The sequence below is a fragment of the Klebsiella sp. BIGb0138 genome, assembly GCF_004342285.1.
In the GTDB taxonomy this organism is placed as follows: domain Bacteria; phylum Pseudomonadota; class Gammaproteobacteria; order Enterobacterales; family Enterobacteriaceae; genus Klebsiella.
In genome coordinates, this window is the sequence record NZ_SMCV01000001.1 from 239,012 (window position 1) to 257,997 (window position 18,986).

20 protein-coding genes, 1 tRNA gene and 2 pseudogenes are annotated in these 18,986 nt (G+C 51.9%); 5 read left to right on the plus strand and 18 right to left on the minus strand.

Annotated elements, in window-relative coordinates:
- Positions 1–206: 206 nt before the first annotated feature.
- Together EDF73_RS01185 and EDF73_RS01190 are read left to right on the plus strand one after the other, a co-directional pair.
- On the plus strand, positions 207–1,157 hold the full coding sequence (locus EDF73_RS01185) for a Gfo/Idh/MocA family oxidoreductase (protein ID WP_132724885.1): 951 nt from the start codon (positions 207–209) through the stop codon (positions 1,155–1,157).
- A gap of 164 nt (positions 1,158–1,321) precedes the next feature.
- Positions 1,322–1,891 carry a YceI family protein gene (locus EDF73_RS01190; protein WP_132724887.1) on the plus strand — a complete coding sequence of 190 codons (570 nt, stop codon included), beginning with the start codon at positions 1,322–1,324 and terminating at the stop codon, positions 1,889–1,891.
- A gap of 67 nt (positions 1,892–1,958) precedes the next feature.
- Here EDF73_RS01190 and EDF73_RS01195 read toward each other — a convergent pair whose 3' ends face one another.
- The 4 genes from EDF73_RS01195 to nac all read right to left on the minus strand — a co-directional run bounded on the left by EDF73_RS01195 (position 1,959) and on the right by nac (position 5,713).
- Positions 1,959–2,537 (minus strand): cytochrome b, encoded by a 579-nt coding sequence (locus tag EDF73_RS01195; protein WP_132724889.1) that lies wholly within the window; start codon positions 2,535–2,537, stop codon positions 1,959–1,961.
- A gap of 158 nt (positions 2,538–2,695) precedes the next feature.
- Positions 2,696–3,640: a L,D-transpeptidase gene (ldtA, locus tag EDF73_RS01200; protein WP_132724891.1), complete on the minus strand. Its 945-nt coding sequence runs from the start codon at positions 3,638–3,640 to the stop codon at positions 2,696–2,698.
- A 98-nt stretch (positions 3,641–3,738) separates the two neighbouring features.
- Positions 3,739–4,689, minus strand: a complete 951-nt coding sequence (gene cbl / locus EDF73_RS01205) for an HTH-type transcriptional regulator Cbl (RefSeq protein ID WP_132724893.1) — start codon at positions 4,687–4,689, stop codon at positions 3,739–3,741.
- Positions 4,690–4,795: 106 nt separating this feature from the next.
- The gene (gene nac, locus EDF73_RS01210; RefSeq protein ID WP_132724895.1) at positions 4,796–5,713 is read right to left on the minus strand and encodes a nitrogen assimilation transcriptional regulator NAC; all 918 of its coding nucleotides are present in this window, start codon (positions 5,711–5,713) and stop codon (positions 4,796–4,798) included.
- A gap of 330 nt (positions 5,714–6,043) precedes the next feature.
- Between nac and EDF73_RS01215 the strand changes: the two genes are divergently transcribed.
- A tRNA-Asn gene (locus EDF73_RS01215) sits at positions 6,044–6,119 on the plus strand.
- A 193-nt stretch (positions 6,120–6,312) separates the two neighbouring features.
- Positions 6,313–6,579 (plus strand): annotated as a pseudogene (locus tag EDF73_RS01220) (Arm DNA-binding domain-containing protein); the annotation flags it as partial.
- 389 nt (positions 6,580–6,968) lie between these two features.
- Here EDF73_RS01220 and EDF73_RS01225 read toward each other — a convergent pair.
- From EDF73_RS01225 to EDF73_RS01285, 14 genes and pseudogenes are all read right to left on the minus strand, one after another.
- Positions 6,969–8,051: a galactitol-1-phosphate 5-dehydrogenase gene (locus EDF73_RS01225; RefSeq protein WP_243655185.1), complete on the minus strand. Its 1,083-nt coding sequence runs from the start codon at positions 8,049–8,051 to the stop codon at positions 6,969–6,971.
- A gap of 92 nt (positions 8,052–8,143) precedes the next feature.
- A complete protein-coding gene (surE, locus tag EDF73_RS01230; RefSeq protein ID WP_132724897.1) occupies positions 8,144–8,926 on the minus strand; it encodes a 5'/3'-nucleotidase SurE in 783 nt (260 codons plus the stop codon).
- 70 nt (positions 8,927–8,996) lie between these two features.
- Complete coding sequence (locus tag EDF73_RS01235) at positions 8,997–9,266, minus strand: HPr family phosphocarrier protein (RefSeq protein WP_048024377.1); 270 nt, start codon at positions 9,264–9,266, stop codon at positions 8,997–8,999.
- A gap of 43 nt (positions 9,267–9,309) precedes the next feature.
- On the minus strand, positions 9,310–10,149 hold the full coding sequence (locus tag EDF73_RS01240; protein WP_048024379.1) for a class II aldolase: 840 nt from the start codon (positions 10,147–10,149) through the stop codon (positions 9,310–9,312).
- A gap of 5 nt (positions 10,150–10,154) precedes the next feature.
- On the minus strand, positions 10,155–10,898 hold the full coding sequence (locus EDF73_RS01245; protein WP_048024381.1) for a GntR family transcriptional regulator: 744 nt from the start codon (positions 10,896–10,898) through the stop codon (positions 10,155–10,157).
- Positions 10,899–11,080: 182 nt separating this feature from the next.
- Entirely contained in the window at positions 11,081–12,115 is a 1,035-nt protein-coding gene (locus EDF73_RS01250) for a zinc-dependent dehydrogenase (RefSeq protein WP_132724899.1), read from the minus strand.
- Positions 12,115–13,626, minus strand: coding sequence for an FGGY family carbohydrate kinase (locus tag EDF73_RS01255; protein ID WP_132724901.1), 1,512 nt, complete (start codon positions 13,624–13,626; stop codon positions 12,115–12,117). Before EDF73_RS01255 ends, EDF73_RS01250 begins: the two co-directional genes overlap by 1 nt.
- A gap of 76 nt (positions 13,627–13,702) precedes the next feature.
- Positions 13,703–15,094 (minus strand): PTS galactitol transporter subunit IIC, encoded by a 1,392-nt coding sequence (locus EDF73_RS01260; RefSeq protein WP_132726240.1) that lies wholly within the window; start codon positions 15,092–15,094, stop codon positions 13,703–13,705.
- An 11-nt stretch (positions 15,095–15,105) separates the two neighbouring features.
- Positions 15,106–15,387 (minus strand): PTS sugar transporter subunit IIB, encoded by a 282-nt coding sequence (locus EDF73_RS01265; protein ID WP_048024389.1) that lies wholly within the window; start codon positions 15,385–15,387, stop codon positions 15,106–15,108.
- 60 nt (positions 15,388–15,447) lie between these two features.
- Positions 15,448–15,912: a PTS sugar transporter subunit IIA gene (locus tag EDF73_RS01270; RefSeq protein WP_165905615.1), complete on the minus strand. Its 465-nt coding sequence runs from the start codon at positions 15,910–15,912 to the stop codon at positions 15,448–15,450.
- A gap of 415 nt (positions 15,913–16,327) precedes the next feature.
- Positions 16,328–16,498 (minus strand): annotated as a pseudogene (locus tag EDF73_RS27590) (hypothetical protein); the annotation flags it as partial.
- 24 nt (positions 16,499–16,522) lie between these two features.
- Positions 16,523–16,594, minus strand: a complete 72-nt coding sequence (locus EDF73_RS27980) for a hypothetical protein (protein WP_347812713.1) — start codon at positions 16,592–16,594, stop codon at positions 16,523–16,525.
- A gap of 606 nt (positions 16,595–17,200) precedes the next feature.
- The gene (locus EDF73_RS01280) at positions 17,201–17,788 is read right to left on the minus strand and encodes a TetR/AcrR family transcriptional regulator (protein ID WP_132724905.1); all 588 of its coding nucleotides are present in this window, start codon (positions 17,786–17,788) and stop codon (positions 17,201–17,203) included.
- The gene (locus EDF73_RS01285) at positions 17,778–18,143 is read right to left on the minus strand and encodes a hypothetical protein (RefSeq protein ID WP_132724907.1); all 366 of its coding nucleotides are present in this window, start codon (positions 18,141–18,143) and stop codon (positions 17,778–17,780) included. The genes EDF73_RS01280 and EDF73_RS01285 overlap by 11 nt, the downstream gene beginning before the upstream one ends.
- A 79-nt stretch (positions 18,144–18,222) precedes the next feature.
- Between EDF73_RS01285 and EDF73_RS01290 the strand changes: the two genes are divergently transcribed.
- Positions 18,223–18,978 (plus strand): SDR family NAD(P)-dependent oxidoreductase, encoded by a 756-nt coding sequence (locus EDF73_RS01290; protein ID WP_132724909.1) that lies wholly within the window; start codon positions 18,223–18,225, stop codon positions 18,976–18,978.
- The last annotated feature ends 8 nt before the right edge of the window (positions 18,979–18,986 follow it).

An 18,986-nucleotide genomic window follows, 5' to 3' on the forward strand; every position in this document is an offset into this window, starting at 1 on the left:
ACGCCCCGCGCTTGCGGCGCTCAGCGACAGAATCCCCTTCCTCCTCCCGGGAGGATTGCTGTATAACAAATATCAGAATATATATGATAAATTTTTGAAGGCTGTCATACCTTACCAGGCCGCAGAACCTTAGAATCAGCACGTCATACCGGGAGAAACAGGCGCCGGGTACCGTTTTATCACCCTGATTTTATAAGGAGAATCTGATGACTGATATCGTCAACTGGGGGGTACTGGGCTATGCCCGGATAGCCCGACTGTCCGTTATTCCGGCCATCGAACGGGCGGCAAACGCCCGGCTGCTCGGGGTAGCATCACGCAAACCTGACGAACTCCCCACGGATAAGTGGGAGAGAAGTTATGCCAGCTATGCCGACCTGCTGGCGGATAGCGATATTCAGGCGGTTTATATTCCCTTACCCAATTCGTTACATAAAGAGTGGGTTATTCGGGCGCTGGAAGCGGGCAAACACGTGTTATGCGAGAAACCGCTGGGATTAGATGCCGCCGAAGTGGCGGCCATGCAGCAGGTCGCAAGCCGGCATAAGCGTATTCTGATGGAAGCCTTTATGTACCGCTATACCGACCGGATGCGGGTAGTGCAAGAGGTGCTGGACGGCGGGGAATTAGGCGAATTACGCCATATCAATGCCACCTTCCGCTTCCTGCTGGATCGTCCCAATACGATCAAGATGCAAGCCGAACTCGGCGGCGGCGCCCTGTATGATGTGGGATGCTATCCGGTCAACTTTCTCGGGATGGTCACCGGGCGCATACCGCGCCGTTGCCAGGTGCTGAGCGAGAGGCATCAGGGCGTAGATACCAATTTGTCGGCGCTGTTGCAGTACGACGATGGTCTTATTGCCAATATTCACTGTGGTTTCAATGCATTCGGGCGAAACTATGCGGAAATTATCGGCGACAAAGGCATGCTCTGTATCGACACGCCTTTCCTGGATGATGCGGGAGAAATTTATCTGCATAGCGCTCAGGGGGTACGCGCCCTTTCCGTCGCGCAAGCGGATCGCTATCAGGCGGAAATTCACCACTTTTCCGCCGCCGTGCTAAACCAGCCCGCACGGCTGATATCCCTCCAGGAAAGCCTGCGGAACATGCAGGTGCTGGACATGATTCGTCACGCTCAACTCCCCGGCTGAACAGCGACGTCGCCGTTGGCGCCGTTGAGCGCGCCTCACCAGTTTTTCATATCAAGCCACACGGCGTGTGGCTTTGGTGATTAATTTTCGCATTCGCCCCATTGCAGCGAATAGATTCGCCTCCTGCAGCGTTAACTCCTTATCTGAGCCAAGGAGTTTCCATTATGAACCGTTTCCCCCCGCTGCTGCTCGTAACGCTGATGATAAGCCCGCTCCTGCATGCAAAGCCGCTTAACTACGCCATCGACACGGAAAGTACCGCCATCCAGCTCACGTGGCGCGCCTTCGGCGGCGTCCAGTCCTGGGCCAACATTCACGGCGTGACGGGTGACGTGACGCTGGATCCGCAAAACGAGTTCAACGATCGTATCAGGGTAAAAATTCCTGTCGCCACCCTCGTCGCCTCCAACGCCTTGTTGACCTGGCAGCTAAAAAGCAACCTGTTTTTTGACGCCGGACGCTACCCGTATATCACCTTCATCAGTGACAGAGTGGTAATGCAGGACGCGGGTCATATGCGGATCTTTGGCTCGCTGCGGGTCAAAGATATCCGGCGGCCGGTTATCCTCGACACCACGCTCGAAGCGCAAACAGGGTTATCGCCAGAGGATGGTGACCTGGCGCTCCATGCCGCCAGCGCGATTTCACGTTCCGCCTACAACATGGACAGCTTCGCGATGGTGGTGGATGACCGGATCGCAATCGCGATTGCCATCCGCGCCACCAGGTCCTAGGCCAGCGGCCTCACTGTATTTTTTATCCAGGCGGTTGATGAAAACGCGTTCTTCAACCGCCGGGCTATTAACGAAAAGCACGCCCCGGCAGCATGCGGCGTAGAACGTTATCCCGCAACAGATAGTGGTGCGCCAGCGCCGCCAACGCGTGGCCGCAGGCAAGCACGATCAGCGCCCAGGCCACGTTGTTATGCCACTGCCCCAGACTATGCCGGAGGGCAGGATCCACATACAGCAGGTCGGCAAGATCGAATTGGCCAAAAAAGCGGAAGGGCTCCTGCTGCGCCCAGCGAAATAAAAAGCCCAGGCACACCTGCGCCAACAGCAGCAGGTAGAGTACGCCATGGACGCAGTGGGCAAGGAATTTAACCGCTCGCGGTCCCTGCACCGCGGGCATGCGATATCGCGGGGACAGCTGGCTCAACAGGCGCCATAGGGGACGAATCACCATCACTATCGCCAGCATAATACCGCAGGAGATATGTACCGCCTGCAGACCTTTCCTCAGCGCCGTGCCCCGCTCCAGAAACTCCCAGATATGGGCGCTGGCGAAAAGGAAAATCACGCAGGCGGCGGTGAGCCAGTGCAGCGTTAACGTCAGGCCGTCGTAACGCTGGCGCCGCTGAGTTATACCCTTATCATTCATCGCAAAATTACTCCGTAGTGGTGTGAATGAGGGGTAAACGCCCCAGCGAGCGTTTTTATTCGCCAGCAGGCGATTTTTTCCGATCCGGCACGGGGATGACCTGAAAGCAAAAGCCCGCAAAGGCGGGCTTTTTGAGAGCATCATCGGAGTATCGAAGGTTAGCTACCGGCAGCATTGAGACCAGAAGCGCTGATATTCACCGGCATACCGGAGCGCCTTTCCAGCGCCTGGCTGGCCTGATTGACATCAACGCCCTCACCTTTTACAAAGGTCTGGAGCCCCGCCGCCATCGGTAGCGGAACTTTGCGATCCGACTCATATTCCGCGCGGTTACGCGACAACGGTTCATGTACTTCAACCCAGCGGCTGCCGTCTGGCTCCTGGGTAAATTTCACCGGCTGATCGATAATCTGCACGCGGGTGCCCAGCGGCACGTTGTCGAACAGATACTTGATATCGGCGTTACGTAAACGGATGCAGCCCTGGCTGACGCGCAGCCCAATACCAAAATTGGCATTGGTGCCATGAATGGCGTACAGCCTGCCGATATAAATGGCATATAGCCCCATCGGGTTATCCGGCCCGGCTGGCACGACGGCCGGTAGGGTTTTGCCTTCTTTAGCATATTCGCGACGGGTATTGGCTGTCGGCACCCAGGTCGGCCCCTCTTGCTTGCGCTCAACCGCCGTGACCCAGTTACGCGGCGTTTCACGCCCCGCCTGGCCAATACCGATCGGCAACACTTCCACCGTATTTCCTTCCGGCGGATAGTAGTAGAGGCGCATTTCAGCCACGTTGACCACAATACCATTGCGCACCGTGGCGGGCAGGATCAGCTGCTGCGGCACCACCAGCGTGGTCCCCGACTTTGGCAGAAAGACGTCAACGCCAGGGTTGGCCTCGAGCATATTGCTCAGCCCCTGCCCGTACTGCGCGGCAAAGGCCTCCAGCGGCTGCGTATTATTGTGCGGAACGGTGATAGTCTGCGGGTTTCCCACCAGACGGCTTCCTTCCGGCGGCAAGGGATAGCTCACCGCCAGCACGCTGGGGCTTGAGATCATAAATAATAGAGAACAAAGCAATTTCACACGCCGCACCATCATTTCCCTTCCTCAGTCGCGACAATCGTGAATGAATTATAGCTTTTTTATCTCCCGCAGGTGCAGCGGAGCGCTCTTCCCGCTGGCGCCCCGGCGTTTATTCAGATCTGATAGTCGATTGCCGCTTCTTCCGGCTCCATCGCCTGACGCTTGATTTCATCCAGCGACAGCCCGGCGTTGCACAGTTCGATAAAGCGCCAGACATAGTTACGCTGCAGCTGTCCGCGTTTTAAACCTAGCCAGACGGTATTCGCGTCGAACAGGTGGCGGGTATCAAGGCGCGTGAAGGTATCCGCCTCCCGGGCATCGCCGGATTGTTCCGCCACCAGACCGACCCCGAGCCCCAGCTCAACATAGGTTTTAATCACGTCGGAGTCCTGGGCGCTGAGGACGATATCCGGCATCAGCCCTTTGCGGTTAAAGGCCTCATCGATGCGCGAACGTCCGGTGATCCCCTGGCGATAGGTAATCAGCGGCCAGCGCGAAATGGCTTCGAGGGTCAAAGGGGTGATCTGCACCAGAGGGTGATCTTTCGGCACCAGCAGGCTGTGATGCCAGCGAAACCAGGGGAAAGCCACCAGCGTCGGATCGTTGCTCAGGCGCTCGCTGGCGATACCAATATCCGCCCCGCCGTTATGCAGCAGCGCTTCAATCTCCTGGGGCGTGCCCTGCACCAGTTCCAGACGAACATCGGAAAAGAGTTCACGAAAGGCTTTAATCACCGGCGGCAGGCTGTAGCGGGCCTGGGTATGAGTGGTGGCAATGGTTAATACGCCGGATGCGTCATTAGTAAACAAGTCGGCAAGGCGACGGACGTTGCTGGCTTCATTGAGAATACGTTCCGCAATCGATAATAAAGCCTTACCCGGTTCCGTCATCCCCAACAGACGCTTACCGCGACGGATGAAAATCTCGATCCCCAGCTCTTCTTCCAGCTCGCGGATGTGACGACTGACGCCCGATTGCGATGTATACAGCATATTGGCGACTTCCGTCAGGTTGTAGTCCTGACGGGCCGCTTCACGAATTATTTTGAGTTGCTGGAAATTCACCCTTTCCTCCGGGCTAGCAGACATAACATATGCTCTATTGTTAAAGTCTGTTGTCCCTGCTAACAAATAATAAAAACCAGCAACTTATTCCATTCAGGAATATACATTAACTCACCAGCAGCAATTCACGGTTTTCCAGCGACGGACGGCTGACCAGTGAGAGCAAAATCTCCTTCACTGCCTGCGCCTGCGGCGACAGACTTCCCCTGGCCGACATGTTGAGCGATAGCGACAGGCTCATGGACGGGGTACTGATCCGCGCCATCCAGCCGTTTGCCGCGCCGCACAGCGAGCGGGCGGCGGATTCCGGCAGGACGGTAACGCCCATGCCGCTGGCAATCGCCGCGGTTAAGGTGGTGATCGATTCAATTTCGCCGATAATTTTCGCCGACAGGCGGCGCAGCGTGAAGGCCTCGGTCACCCGCGCCCGCACCGCGCTGTAATCGCGCGGCAGGAACAGATTCATCTCCGCCACCGCCGTCAGATCGACGCTTTGCCCCGGGCAATCGCGGGTGCCCACCAGGTAAAGATCTTCTTTCAGCAGCGGCTGGCTGACGATGCCGGCAACCGGGGAACGTTCATACAGCACGGCCATATCCAACTGGCCGCTGAGTAATTTGTCGTTGAGGATGGTGCCGCTACTTTCCTGCAGATACACCATAACCTCCGGCAATTCGTTACGCACCGTCTGCAGCAGCGGCATAGTAATGGCCGATGCCGCCGTTCCCGGCGCCAGGCCAATGGAAACCTGGCCGGTGAGCGTATGGCCGACGTTATTGACCGCCAGCTGCGCCTGCTCGCACTGGCGCAGAATAGTACGGGCATGGGTGTAGAGAATTTTGCCCGCCTCGGTCGGCGTGACCCCGCGCTTAGTCCGAATCAGCAGCTGCTGGTCCAGTTCGCCTTCCAGGGTCGCCACCTGCTGACTCAGCGCCGGTTGTGCGATATGCAAGACTTCAGCCGCCTGGGTCAGACTGCCGATATCGACGATTTTTACAAAATACTTCAGTCGTCTTAGGTTCATTTTGCCTCCTGTAAGGAAAGCCAGTACCAACGCTGGCAATTGAGATACAGAAGGTTTTGCAATTTGCTTGCCAGTTTTCTTACATTAGCGCAAATGCCGCCGGACGCGGCGTGATAAGCGATTCTGATAGCAGGCGCGGATTTATTTGCCCGGTAAGCGGATTACGATATGCCCCATTAGGGGTACATCTGCACTATTGCGGTGCACGGCGAGGGAAAAAAGCGTAAAAGCAGGCCAGCTGCTGAAATTGTCAGCAATCAAACGCATTCCGGTGATTCTGCCTTTGACAAGGCCATGCGCCGCCGTTAATATGCGCCCCGTTCACACGATTCCTCTGTAGTTCAGTCGGTAGAACGGCGGACTGTTAATCCGTATGTCACTGGTTCGAGTCCAGTCAGAGGAGCCATATTTAAGAAGCCCGCTTAAGGAAACTTAAGCGGGCTTTCTGCTTTCGTATATCCTTACGAATCCTTATACGGCATGCATTCAAAAGGTTAGGTTAAAGCCCATCCCGGAGAGTTGAAACTTTACCCTCCGTAGCGGGGAAAATTGGTGGTCAAATCTGGGGTCAGGTTAGTTCGATAATGGAGTGACCTCATATGTCCCTTACCGACGTGAAAATCCGTACTCTCAAGCCTTCTGATAAACCCTTTAAAGTCTCCGATTCCCACGGTCTTTATCTGCTGGTCAAGCCGGGTGGCTCCCGTCACTGGTATCTCAAGTACCGTATTAACGGTAAAGAATCCCGCATTGCGCTGGGTGCCTATCCTGCCGTCTCCCTGTCTGTTGCCCGACAGCAGCGTGAAGGTATCTGTAAGATGCTGGCGCTGAACATCAACCCGGTAATTAATCACCAACGAAGCGCTCCCGATTACGCTCATCAAGCAAATAGAATATATCATGGGGAATAGGGGCATTCTTGACGTTGCCCCAGGACTTACGGTAACGATTAAGAGCAAAGGGGTCATGCGGTTTAGAGGATTTGGCGCAAGCTGAATATGCTGATGTCCCTCTTACTCATTATGTAAGAAATACAGCAGTATCTCTCCCCCCGGAACTCAAGCTCAGAGGGCTGCTGAGAAATGAAACTTCAGGCTGAAGAAACTGATTTCTGATATCAGTCTCGACAGGATTATGTAAAGGGCATTCTGGCATGTCTGCGTAAATAAATCAGGTACAGTCAGGATAATATCGATACTCTCCGAACCTTCTGCCTCGTCTTAGGTCAATTTGTTGGCCTGAAATAATAGTTGCATCATACAAGACTCGACAAGGGACATGCCTCTAACGCTTCAACATTGACCAGGACCTTAACGAAAAACGCTTCCCGGTTATAAAGCCCCGGCAAAATCGACGGAACCTGTTCCAGTAACACCCGTTTTGTAATTAGTGGGTAGACATCAATCTGCCCGGTACTCAGGTAATGGATGGAGGTCTGCCACTCTTTTCCCGGAAACGGCGCAGAGATTGAGTTCCATGAGCCAATGACCTTAAGCTCATTGCGTACAATTTTTTCAAAATTCAGCCGGGGTAAAGCAACGTCTCCGTAAGGGATACCCAGCAGTACCACCGTGCCACCTTTAGCCGCCAGAAGCAGGGATGAGCCGACCCCGGCCGCATTCCCGGATGATTCAAAGACAACATCAACACCGGCGTTATGGGTAACCTCCCGGAACCGGGATAAATGATTTTCATCTTTGACATAGAACGTTGCCGTTGCCCCGGTTTTCGCCGCAATTTCGAGTTTCATTTCATCGGTGTCAAATGCAAATACGTCTCCCGCACCGCAGATTTTTGCCCATTGAACAGCAAGTAAGCCGATGGTGCCGCACCCAACAACGGCCACGCTGCTCCCCGGTTTGATATCGACCTGCCGCATGCCATGCACAACCACACTGGATGGCTCGATAAAGCTTGCGGTCGCGAAGTCCATCGAGTCGGGTAATTTGAGGACGTTCTCAGCCGGCATCCGAATATATTCAGCAAAAGCTCCGCTGACATGGCCACCCAGCACCTTCAGATCCGTACACCGGGCATAATTTCCCTGTTGACAGTAATCACAGTGGAAGCAGGGAAAGCAGTTACAGGCTGTGACACGGTCGCCTTTCCTGACCGATGTCACCCCACTCCCCGTGCTCTCCACGGTACCGGAAAACTCATGTCCCCAGGTCAGACCGGGGTTATATGATCCGATTTTACCAAAGCGCGATATATCAGAACCACATATACCTGCCGTATGGACTTTAATAAGAACATCATTTGCGGCTTCAATTTCAGGTTTCCGCACGTCTTCATAGCGGACATCCTGTACACCATACAAATTCAGTGCCTTCATCATAATCTCACTCACTGTTATCGGGGTTAAACACACGAATGTGAAAAAAATGTCGCCCCCCACAAGAGCGACAAACGCACCTGCTATGTCAGGGATTAGTGCGGCGAATTCAGGAGCCCGGAAAGCTGGTGCCAGCATTCCATGGCCGTTCTTTCAAACATTAAAGGCGTGACAGAGATATATCCTTCGGAAACCGCCCCGGCCTCACTGTGTTCAGGAAATGTCGTGATCCCATGCTCCACCCGGATCCAGAAATAATTTTCTCCGTGCGGATCTGTCGTGGGGGCGACCTGTAATCCTTTCACTTTGCCGATACCCTGGCGCGTGGCTTTAATGCCCCTGATCTTTTCCGCGGGCAGGTCGGGGAAATTAATACTCAGGCAACAGTCCAGCGGCAACCCCCGGCGGAGTATCGTCTCGAGTACGGGCAGGCAAAAGGCTTCTGCCGTACGCCAGTTAACAGCATCCTCAGGTCGTTTGTCCTGACTCAGTGCGACCGACGGAATGCCGAGCAGGAGGCCTGTGATGGCCGCGCCTACCGTGCCGGAAAGCACGGTTTCAAAACCGATATTAGAGCCGTTGTTAATGCCTGACAGTAACAGCTGTGGAGGCTGTTCTTTCATCAACTGCCGGACGGCCACCGTGACACAATCAGCTGGTGTACCATGCACTGCAAACCAACGTTCTCCGCGTTGCTCCACACGGACAGGCTCCCTCAGGCTGACAGAGTTGGCCACGCCGCTTTTATCAGTTGCTGGTGCCACGACCCAGACTTCATCGGCGAGCTGTTTTGCCACCCTTTCAAGCAATTTAATTCCCGGTGCGTCAATACCGTCATCATTGACAAGTAAGATCCGTTGTAACCATTTTTGAGCCACAGTATTACCTCCCTTTCAGGGATAAATAAAGACCAGTCAGTGAGTTAAACTTTTCCGGGAATAAAGTGGATTATTCTTTCTCGCCAAATCCGCTGGCAAATAATCCTTTGATTTCATCCATCAGAACCTGTTCGTCAGGACCTTCGCAGATGATTTCAATACTGGACTTACCTTTAACGCCGGCTCCCAATACACTCATCAGTCCTTTAATAACGGTTTCCTTACCATTATTTATAAGCGTAACAGAAGACTCATATTTTTTTAGCGTTTTAATAAATGTGGCCGCAGGACGTGCGTGCAGTCCCGTGCTGTTAACAACACGAATATTTTCTCGAATCATTTTCACATCCAACTCTGATTGAAGAATTAAAAGAAAAGGTATATCAGGACGCCTTATTCATCATCAGAATTTTGCTGTAAACGTCCGCTTCTACTGCCGCTTTCGCACCGGACATCACTTTAGCCAAATTTGCTTCATTGTTATTTTGCGTCCACGCCTGACCCACTGTGGTAATAAATGCCTTACGCAGATCGCTGGCAATATTAACCTTCACGACGTTATATTTTACAAAACTGCGGATGATATCTTCATCAATGCCGGAACCACCATGGATAACCAGCGGGCAAGGGCATACTTTGGCAATTTCCTGCAGCAACGGAATATCAATGCGCGGAATATCTTCCAGACCGTGAACGTTACCGACGGAAACTGCCAGCATGCTGCATCCAGTCTCTTCCACAAACCGACGAACCTGATTCACATCCGTCTTACAGTCGGCCTCGCTGACGTGGTCATCTTCTTTACCCAGAATCGCGCCGAGCTCCGCTTCAACGGGCACGCCAAAAGATTTGCAGAAGTCGACGGCTTCTTTAGTAAACGCAATATTTTCTTCATACGGCAGCTCTGCTCCGTCAATCATCACGGAGGTGAAGCCTGCACGAACAGCCCGCTTAACATCATCCAGCTCTTTACCATGGTCAAGGTGGAGACTGACCGGCACATCCATGGTCGCCGCGCGTTTACGCACAATTTCATAGATATAATCATAACCCGACAATTTTGCATTTGTCGGTGCAATCTGAATAAAGTTAGGTAATCCTGAACGCTCAATCGCGTCCAGAATAGAAATAGTGGTTTCCAGGTTGGTGGTGTTGAATGCACCCGCCAGGACACGTTTTTCACGGATACGATCGAGCAGGATATTACCGTTTACTAATGGCATGATATTTACCTCTTTCTTCGTTGAAGTACTGTACCCAAATAATATTTATCTGATTTCAACCAGACATTGCCGAAATCAAATGGCATATGATTATCGAGGAATACCAGTTGTTCGAGATGAAGCACCGGTGCTTCTTCATTCACTTCCAGATAGTGTCCCCGTTCGCTACCCACAATTTTTGCGGCGTAGCGACTTTCAGAATATTCAATTTTTCGTCCCGTCATGGCTTCGACAGTCTGAAACAGGTTTTGCTTATTGAAATCAACCTCAGTTATTCCCGGACACAGCGAAATATTGATTCTGTTTTCAATTAACATAACCCTTTCTCCGTCCACACTACGGATTCGTTTAAGATAAAAAATAGGTGTACCGGGTTCTATCTGCAGCTTTGCGGCCACCCCTTTTGACGCCTTTTCTATACAGGAGTCAATGACCTCCGTCGTAAAAGATAAGTGCTGGCTTTCGAGCGACTCCGCGAAAGATAACAATCCTTCTCCCAGGGAGTAGGAGATATTTTCTTTCTTCACAAAAGTCCCCTTTCCCTGCACCTGAACCAACAACCCTTCATTGACCAGCATGGTGACACCTTTTTTAACCGTGCCTCGGCTAACCTGAAGTATTTCCATGATCTGATTTTCGGAAGGGATCCGATCCCCCTTACCCAGCTCACCCTTATAGATTTTCCCGCGGATCCATTCAGAAACCTGCATATATAATGGAATTTCAGAGTCTTGCAGTATGGTACTCATGTGATGCTTCTCCTGTGTGTAGATCATCTGTATACAAGTATGAACAACTCATGATAATACAGCGTTTTTAAAAATTTAACTATATGACCAACTTCACAGTTTCAGCCCAACATACAGATGTCCGTACGGCAACGCTTTCCATTCTGCAGAGGCCCCCGTACAGAAATACGGAGGCACATCCGTCATACGTCAGCTTTAATAATGACTTTCAGGACGTCATTATCCGGATTGGAAGCAAACTCAATCGCTTCAGCAATACGGGACAACGGCCAGGTATGGGTGATCATGTCCTTCGTATTGATTTTGTCTTTTTCCACAATCTCAATCGCTTCTTTCATGTCATAAGGGGTTAGTGAATAGGTGCCCACGATTGAAATTTCATCCCGGAACAGTCTGCTGGCATCAATTTCCACAACCGGATTTTTATCAAATGGTGAGAACACAACAATTCTCCCCCCGCGGCGTACAACATTGACCGCCTGAGAAACCAGGGACGAGACCCCGGCGGCGATGATCACCACATCCGGACCTTTCCCTTGGGTAATTTCTGCTACCCGGGTTTCGACATCTTCGTTTGCCGGATCGATTGCGTGGGTAACCCCCACCTTCAGCGCCAGTTCACGCTTGAACCGGGAAAGGTCGGATACAATCACCGTCGAGGCGCCTTTCAATGCCGCCAGTTGTGCGCTGACCAGGCCAATGGTACCGGAGCCCAGAACCAGCACCGTATCTTTCGGATGGATATTGGATGATTTCAGGCCATGCAGGCAACAGGCGACAGGCTCGATCATTGCCGCCCGATCCCAGTCAAGACCGTCGATAATCCGGTGCGTCAGATGTTCAACGTGCAGGCGTGGGATACGAATAAACTCACTGAACCCGCCAGGTTCCAGATTAGTTTTCTTGAACTGATCGCACAGAGTGAAGAACCCTCGATCACAGTAATGGCAGTTAAAGCAGGGAACATGAATGGCGGTCACCACCCGTTCACCAACCCGGTAGCGGGTAACATCCTTGCCGACTTTCACCACCTCCCCTGACACTTCATGGCCGAGGATCACCGGGCCGGTCACCGTCTGGTGCTGCGCTTTATGAATATCGGTACCGCACAAGCCACAGGAGTGCATTTTGATGAGCATGTCACCGTCGCCAATTTCTGGCACCTCGACATCTTCATACCGAATATCATTTTTACTGTAGTAAACGCTGGCTTTCATTAGTTAACTCCATTACAGAGACGCTCAGTACGCATCTTGGATTCATAAAGCGGCTTATAGATCTGAGTGTAAATTGCCTGATAGTGCATCACGGCATCACTCTCCGGCAGGTAGCGTCGGGTCTGTTCTTCAGCTGTTCCGGGAAGAGATTCCACGTCCACACCTGCAGCTTTCGCTGCCAGCATGGCGGCCCCTTTGCTCACGGCCTCATTGACATTACAGGCCACAATTTCTCGGTTAAGAATATTGGCCTTAAGCTGCAACCAGTACGTGTTTTTGCAGGCGGCCCCAATCACATTCACGACCGGATAATTTTTTCCGATCAGCGTTTCGTATAAATCCAGCAGGTTTCGCAGTTCAAAGCACAACCCCTGGAACACAAAGCGCAGAACGTCTTCCGGTCGGGACTTATCATCAAGACCGTAAACTAATGCCCGGGACCAGGTGTTTCTGTCCGGAGGTCCGCTGCCCCGCAGATGGGGAATGAAGATACCGTCAAGCGCGTCAGCCACAGCCATGTCCTGCTCGTGGCGAAGCGTATCCACCATTCTCAGGAAGGCGGGCATATCGAGCTCGAAGAGATTTCTGAACCATTCAATGGCATACCCGGCAGAAGGTAATGAGGCATACAGGGAATGGAGCCCTGGAAGCACATGCATGCCATTTGACACCCGGGCACGAAAGAACCGTTCGGTGTTGTTGACTGCTTCGGTCACCACCAGTAATCCCTCTGTTGTCCCTGTGGAATTCAGGATCTGATCTTCACTGGTCAACCCGACGGCCACGGAACCGCACATATGGTCATGCCCGGCGATGGCGATGCGAGTGTCCACCGTCAGTCCGGTCAGTTCAGAGACGTCTGCCGCGACGGTACCAATCGCTTCCCCGGCGTGGACCAGCGGACTAAATAAAGAAGGGGAAAGTTCAGCAGCAGTAATGAGCTGTTCATCCCAGTTCATCTCAGTAATATTTAATGCCATCGTACGTGAAGCCAGGGAATATTCCGAACGTTTCACCCCAGATAATTTAAAAGCAATATATTCCGCCAGGCATAACCATTTCCGGCCTTCATGGGCATTGCTGATATTATCCTGCAACCACTTAATTTTATTGATGCTGTAATTTGAATGTGCAGGGATACCGGTTATTTCATAGATATGTTCGATATCCATGGCGGAAATAATATTTTCCAGCTGTTGTTTAGGCCGGGTGTCATACCAGGTCAGTACCGGACCAACGACATTATCGTTATCATCAAGCAGAACGCCGGCTTCTCCCACACTGGCGACCGCTACGGCGCTGATTTGCTCCGCATCATCCAGAATATTGGTTATTGTTCTGAGGCCATGGATGACCCCTTCCCAGATGAGGCGGACATCAAAATCAGTATTTTCTCCGTCAACAATTTTAGGCGTTCTGAAACTGTACTGATTCATTAATTCCAGAGAAGGAATAGCGAACAAACACACCTTACAATTGGTCGTACCCACATCGATTCCGATCGTATACATCACTCTCCCCTTTTTTTGCAAGGGACAACGTTTGTTTAATTCAAAAGCAGTTCCCTCTGCTTTCGAATAGACAGGATTATTTTGCTACCGGAATATCAGCCGAAGCGGCTTCATTTTCTGCTACTTCTTCTGCTTTCAGTTGTTTTTTGGTGACACGATATAACCACAGGCACAGCAGGAAGATGACAGGAATAAGCACCAGGGCAATGGTATTTCCTTCAAAGATTTTGACTGCCCAGAAACGATACGGGTTACCACCATCCAGCAAGCTGGAGATTTCACCATCCGTTTTCAGCGGGAAGTTCATATCCCGTGCAATTTTGGTCAGGATAGGCGCCGCTGCCGAAGCCACATACAGGTTCACCGCCAGGCATGGAATGCCAATGATGAACGCCCTGACAATATTGCCGCGACAGGCCAGTACCACCATGGATATCGGTACCCAAATGTTCGCCAGGTCACCCAGTGGCAGCAAGCGGTTACCAGGCAGAACTACCGCCAGGAGTACGCCAACCGGAATCAGCAGCAGTGCTGTCGACAACACGGACGGATGCCCCACCGCAACCGCGATATCCAGACCAATATATAGATCGTGGCGGTCAGGATACCGTTTCTTCAGGAAGCTACGCACGGCGTCCGACAATGGTAGCAGGCCTTCCATCAGCAGCTTAACCATGCGGGGCATAATCAGCATCACCGCACCAAGACTCATCGCCAGGTTAAGAACGCCTTTAACATCATATTCCGCCAGCAGGCCAATCCCTGCTCCCAGAATCACCCCTAACATCATCGGCTCGCCAAAGACGCCAAAGCGCTTCTGGATCTGATCCGGATCAGCGTTAAGTTTGTTAATACCCGGGATTTTATCGAGCACCATATTCCCCAGCACGCCGATCGGAAAGAAAATAACCGATGACAGTGTTGGCAAGGAAATTCCCGGCAGATTGAAATACTTCTGGATCATCGGTGCACACCAGTCAGCCATCACGAACGTAATCGCTGCGGTGACACCTGCAATCAGCAGACCAAAGAAGAAGTTACCGGTTACCCCGTAAACCATGGCGCCGACCATCGAGAAATGCCAGAAGTTCCAGACATCAATATCGACTGTCTTAGTCCAGTTCAGGGTCAGCATCAGCACGTTAATACCGATAGTCATCGGCACAACGAATGGTGCGACCTGAGAAGCCCAGGCAATAGCAGCAAGCGGTGTCCAGCCAAGGTCAACAACCGGCAAATCGATCCCAGTGTGACTGACCATTTCCTTAGCAGCCGGACCCAGGCTGTCGACCAGTAAACCAAAGACCAGAAAGATGCCGATGAAGCCCATACCGATGGTCAGCGCCGAGCGTAATGCCCGGCTAAAACCGGTCTGAAGACACATTGCCATGATAAATATAATTATCGGCAACATGATCGTCGGACCGAGCCCCAGAATATACTGGACGGCGGAAAATACTTTATCCATCATGCTCACCTTTATTTTTTAAGGATGGCTACGATTTTTTCCAGTAATTCTTCTTCGCCAAATCCGGTCAGCAAAGGAAGGCCATTCAGGACCGGGGTATTCAGTTCCGTCTTAACCGCAGATGTCACGATAATGAGATCCGCCATTCCATCCTGTTTGCCAATCGTGCCGATATTAGACTGAATAGGCTCAACGTTAATACCCTGGCTTTTACAGTACTGAACCACTTTTTCAGTTGCTACCGCAGAAGTCGCAATACCGCTGGTACAGGCGAAGATAATTTTCTTGTTCATTTCAGACTCCAGATATAGTAATAAGAATAACGAGGTAATAAGAACAAATGTTAAGACGGTTTAATACAGATTCTTTGCTAAAAGCTCCATAACATCATCCTTTGATTTCGCCCAAAGGATTTTATCCATTTCATTGCTGCGCTGAAAAAGCGAAATTAGCTTCATCAGAAATTCGAGGTGTGCATCTTTTTCTTTGAGCAGTAAAAAGAAAATGACATTTACTTTCATAGTACAGTCGGGATCTTCAGCCTGATTAAATACGATCCCCTCAGGGCAGGTTACCACGACCAGTTTTTCTTCCCGGATATGCTCGACATCAACATGAGGGATAGCGACCCCCATTCTTTCCAACTGCATTGCCGTTGGATGATCTTCTTCCCGGGCAATCAATGCCTCCGGGTAGCTCGGTTCTACATAGTTTTTTAAAAGCAGTAACTTACTAACGGAACTGAACAGGGTGTTTCTGTTCTGGGGGGGCTCATTCAGGATAATGAGTTCGGGTTCAAGTCTTGAATTTAACGACATATCACTTGGCCTCATAATGGCTGTCAATGCTTAAGGATTCAAAAAATGACAGGTATACTTGTCTATGTACAACCATGCTCAACTTGTTTAAACGTTACCCCTGACAACACAAATCACGCAACCAGCGTCGTTAAGATTTGTGCCTAAGTTCACAAAAAAGCATTACTCATTTTCTTTTTCGGTGAAGAAAACACACATAACAAATTGATTTAAATAAAAAATATAATTTATTATGACTTTTATGTTACTGACCTTTCCATTTAGCCGTGTGCTTCAGGTCATATGGCTGATAACAGAATTCCGAACGCCATGACCGGCGCTTTTGTCTCGTCACTATCAGGAAAACGGTACCCCGGAAGAAAACGGGGCACCGGAATAGCAGCTGTCGAAGGTAAATGAACACCGTGTTCTTCACTCAACAGTCAGTGGTTGTTACATTTGAGCATGGATAATTGTGATCATCTTTTTTCAGGCGGGAAAATTCGTCTTTGGCTTTTTGTAATTGTTTCATGAACACTGGGGTCTAATGCAGAGTCGCCACGGCAGAGGCTCCAACCAGGCGGCTGGCATCCACATCGCTAGCCCACTGCTCCCCCTGCTTTGACCTATCCTATAGAGCACCTGCAGAAAGTGCCCTGGACCAGATAGTTTTACCGGTGGTGATATCAATGGCTAGTATCAAGTTATCGTCGCGGCTACGATAAAGATCAAACCCGACGTGGTTACGACTGAACCGCCAGCGTTAGGCGTACCAATATAAATTGGTAAACCTAATTTAGTACCGAATGGACCATTTTCACGTGCCGTGCCAAACGGACAATCCCATACCCGTCGATGCGTCGAGCTCAATAACTCACCTATCCAGCGTTGCTGGAATGATTGGTGGTCATTCTGCTGGTCTTGCCAGAGAGTGAATCAAGGTTTAGCTTACCAATCAGCCAGTTACTGGCAAAGGCGATCCCAGTCAGAGGAGCCATATTTAAGAAGCCCGCTTAAGGAAACGTAAGCGGGCTTTCTGCTTTCTGTCTGAGGCTCGCCATCCGGGACGGAACTTAACCCGTCTTGCGGCATAGCTCATCGATGCTTTTCCCGGGACTACCGTATCGGGCAAACGCCATCTCCCGGCGGTAAGAATAGGTAAAAGCGTAGCGGAAACGAGATAGGCGCGTACGCTTTCCGCAGTGAGCTGAGCCTCCACTTCCCGCCATGGCTGCCTGATGCTGGTATGGGCCGCAAGAGGGTAGGTAAAATGAGTGAGAAAAATACACCGTCTGTTTCTATAGCAATATCAATCACTAATAATAATGCTATCGATCACCGGCTGCACAATTCTCGGGAAAACGGCCGCATCATCAAAGGCGCGAGCCGACAGCATCGCGCCGTGCACCGTCGCCATCAGCAGGTTCGCCACGTTCTCAGGGGTTCCGCGTAGCTGAAAGCGCTTTTCGCTCTCTCCTTTACGCAGGAGCGAAGCCAGCCAGTCGGTAAGATCGGTGAAATGCCCGGTGACTTCGCTGGCCACCTCGGGCGGCAGCGTCGGCAGTTCAACGGCAAGCAGCGCGCAGATGCAAAAAGGTGAGGATCCCTCACGAATACAGGTCGCCCAGTAGTCGGCGTAGGCCTGAAGCTCCGCCGCCGGGTTGTTTATCTGGCGGCTCATCGCCTGCATTCCGGCCCGGGCCTCTTCGCGATACCCGGTGACGACGACCTTGACCAGGTCTGCCTTGCTGGGAAAATGGTGATGAATGCTCGCTTTGCGGATGTTCACCTTTTCCGAGATATCGGCGAAGCTGAAACTGCGGTAGCCGCCGCAGGTCAGCAGCTGCCGGGTATAAGAAATAATTTCGTTTGCTTTCGATGAACGCTCAGTCGTCATGGTCAGATCCCGGTGTCAATATACCGCTCAATAAGATGCATACTATCAGAGCGTTGGTGGAAAACCTACCAACAGGTAGTCTGCTTATTGATGATGAAAATGCTGTGTCCAGCCGTTCGGGCGCAACATATCGCTCCCCTTCCCACAAATGAGTCTTCCTTTTTGGCCTCATCCCGCCGGGATTTTTCTGCGCCGCGTGGGAGTGATAATCCTCTTGCCTGTCCAGGATGCGGTAAATATAATCATCAGGCATTTCCACAATGCCGTAGGCGTTACCGTCATCCAACGCGCCCGGATGCCCCAGGGTCTCAGCAGAGAGTACGGGGATCGTCAGCGGCGACGTCCTGTTTTTCATCCAGGCTATCCTCATCCACGGCAATGCCGATAGTCCCCTCGCCGCATTTCCACCCGTTCCAGCCGGAGAGGACATTGTTATGAAAATTAGCGGTAATACCCTGCTGATTACTGGCGCCACCAGCGGTATCGGTCGCGCGCTGGCCGAAACGTTTTACGCACGCGGCAACCGGGTCATCATTACCGGGCGCCGCCAGTCCCTGCTCGATGAAATGACCCGCGCACATCCGGGTATGACCGGCTTCAGGCTCGATATACTCGATGATGCGATGCTTGACGCGGTCGCCGCCGAGGTCAGAGAGCGCTTTCCCGATCTGAACGTGCTGATTGCCAATGCCGGTATTTCACGCACAGAGCGTTTCATCGCGGACGGCTGGAAGACAGACGCCGCTCAGGAGATAGTCAGCACCAACATTCTCGGCCCCCTACGCACCGCGGCGGCCTTTATGCCGCTGATTATCGGACAGCCGGATGCCACCTTCATGGCAACCAGCTCCGCGCTGGCGTTTGTGCCAAGAACCGACTTCCCAACCTACTGCGCCAGCAAAGCATTCCTGCACTCCTGGCTGATCTCTTTACGTCACCAGATGCGTCATATCCCCGTCGAAGTCCTCGAACTTTCTCCGCCTTATGTGCAGACGGAACTCACGGGCAGCGCTCAGGCCACCGATCCCCGGGCCATGCCGCTGGCGGAATATATCTCCCGCGTAATGGCGTTAATCGAAAATCATCAGCACCCGAACGGAGAGATCCTGCTTGAGGGGGATAAAGCACGGCGCTGGGCGGAAAAAGAGGGAACCTTTGATACGCTTTTCCGCGCCATGAACCCGGATTAACCCCCAGC

Bases quoted from the DNA above. Each gene is read 5' to 3' on its own strand.
- EDF73_RS01185 (WP_132724885.1), top strand. From the start codon at position 207: ATGACTGATATCGTCAACTGGGGGGTACTGGGCTATGCCCGGATAGCC.
- EDF73_RS01190 (WP_132724887.1), top strand. From the start codon at position 1,322: ATGAACCGTTTCCCCCCGCTGCTGCTCGTAACGCTGATGATAAGCCCG.
- EDF73_RS01195 (WP_132724889.1), bottom strand. From the start codon at position 2,537: ATGAATGATAAGGGTATAACTCAGCGGCGCCAGCGTTACGACGGCCTG.
- ldtA (WP_132724891.1), bottom strand. From the start codon at position 3,640: ATGATGGTGCGGCGTGTGAAATTGCTTTGTTCTCTATTATTTATGATC.
- nac (WP_132724895.1), bottom strand. From the start codon at position 5,713: ATGAACCTAAGACGACTGAAGTATTTTGTAAAAATCGTCGATATCGGC.
- EDF73_RS01225 (WP_243655185.1), bottom strand. From the start codon at position 8,051: ATGATGAAGGCACTGAATTTGTATGGTGTACAGGATGTCCGCTATGAA.
- EDF73_RS01235 (WP_048024377.1), bottom strand. From the start codon at position 9,266: ATGATTCGAGAAAATATTCGTGTTGTTAACAGCACGGGACTGCACGCA.
- EDF73_RS01240 (WP_048024379.1), bottom strand. From the start codon at position 10,149: ATGCCATTAGTAAACGGTAATATCCTGCTCGATCGTATCCGTGAAAAA.
- EDF73_RS01245 (WP_048024381.1), bottom strand. From the start codon at position 10,898: ATGAGTACCATACTGCAAGACTCTGAAATTCCATTATATATGCAGGTT.
- EDF73_RS01250 (WP_132724899.1), bottom strand. From the start codon at position 12,115: ATGAAAGCCAGCGTTTACTACAGTAAAAATGATATTCGGTATGAAGAT.
- EDF73_RS01255 (WP_132724901.1), bottom strand. From the start codon at position 13,626: ATGTATACGATCGGAATCGATGTGGGTACGACCAATTGTAAGGTGTGT.
- EDF73_RS01260 (WP_132726240.1), bottom strand. From the start codon at position 15,094: ATGGATAAAGTATTTTCCGCCGTCCAGTATATTCTGGGGCTCGGTCCG.
- EDF73_RS01265 (WP_048024389.1), bottom strand. From the start codon at position 15,387: ATGAACAAGAAAATTATCTTCGCCTGTACCAGCGGTATTGCGACTTCT.
- EDF73_RS01270 (WP_165905615.1), bottom strand. From the start codon at position 15,912: ATGTCGTTAAATTCAAGACTTGAACCCGAACTCATTATCCTGAATGAG.
- EDF73_RS01280 (WP_132724905.1), bottom strand. From the start codon at position 17,788: ATGACGACTGAGCGTTCATCGAAAGCAAACGAAATTATTTCTTATACC.
- EDF73_RS01285 (WP_132724907.1), bottom strand. From the start codon at position 18,143: ATGAAAAACAGGACGTCGCCGCTGACGATCCCCGTACTCTCTGCTGAG.
- EDF73_RS01290 (WP_132724909.1), top strand. From the start codon at position 18,223: ATGAAAATTAGCGGTAATACCCTGCTGATTACTGGCGCCACCAGCGGT.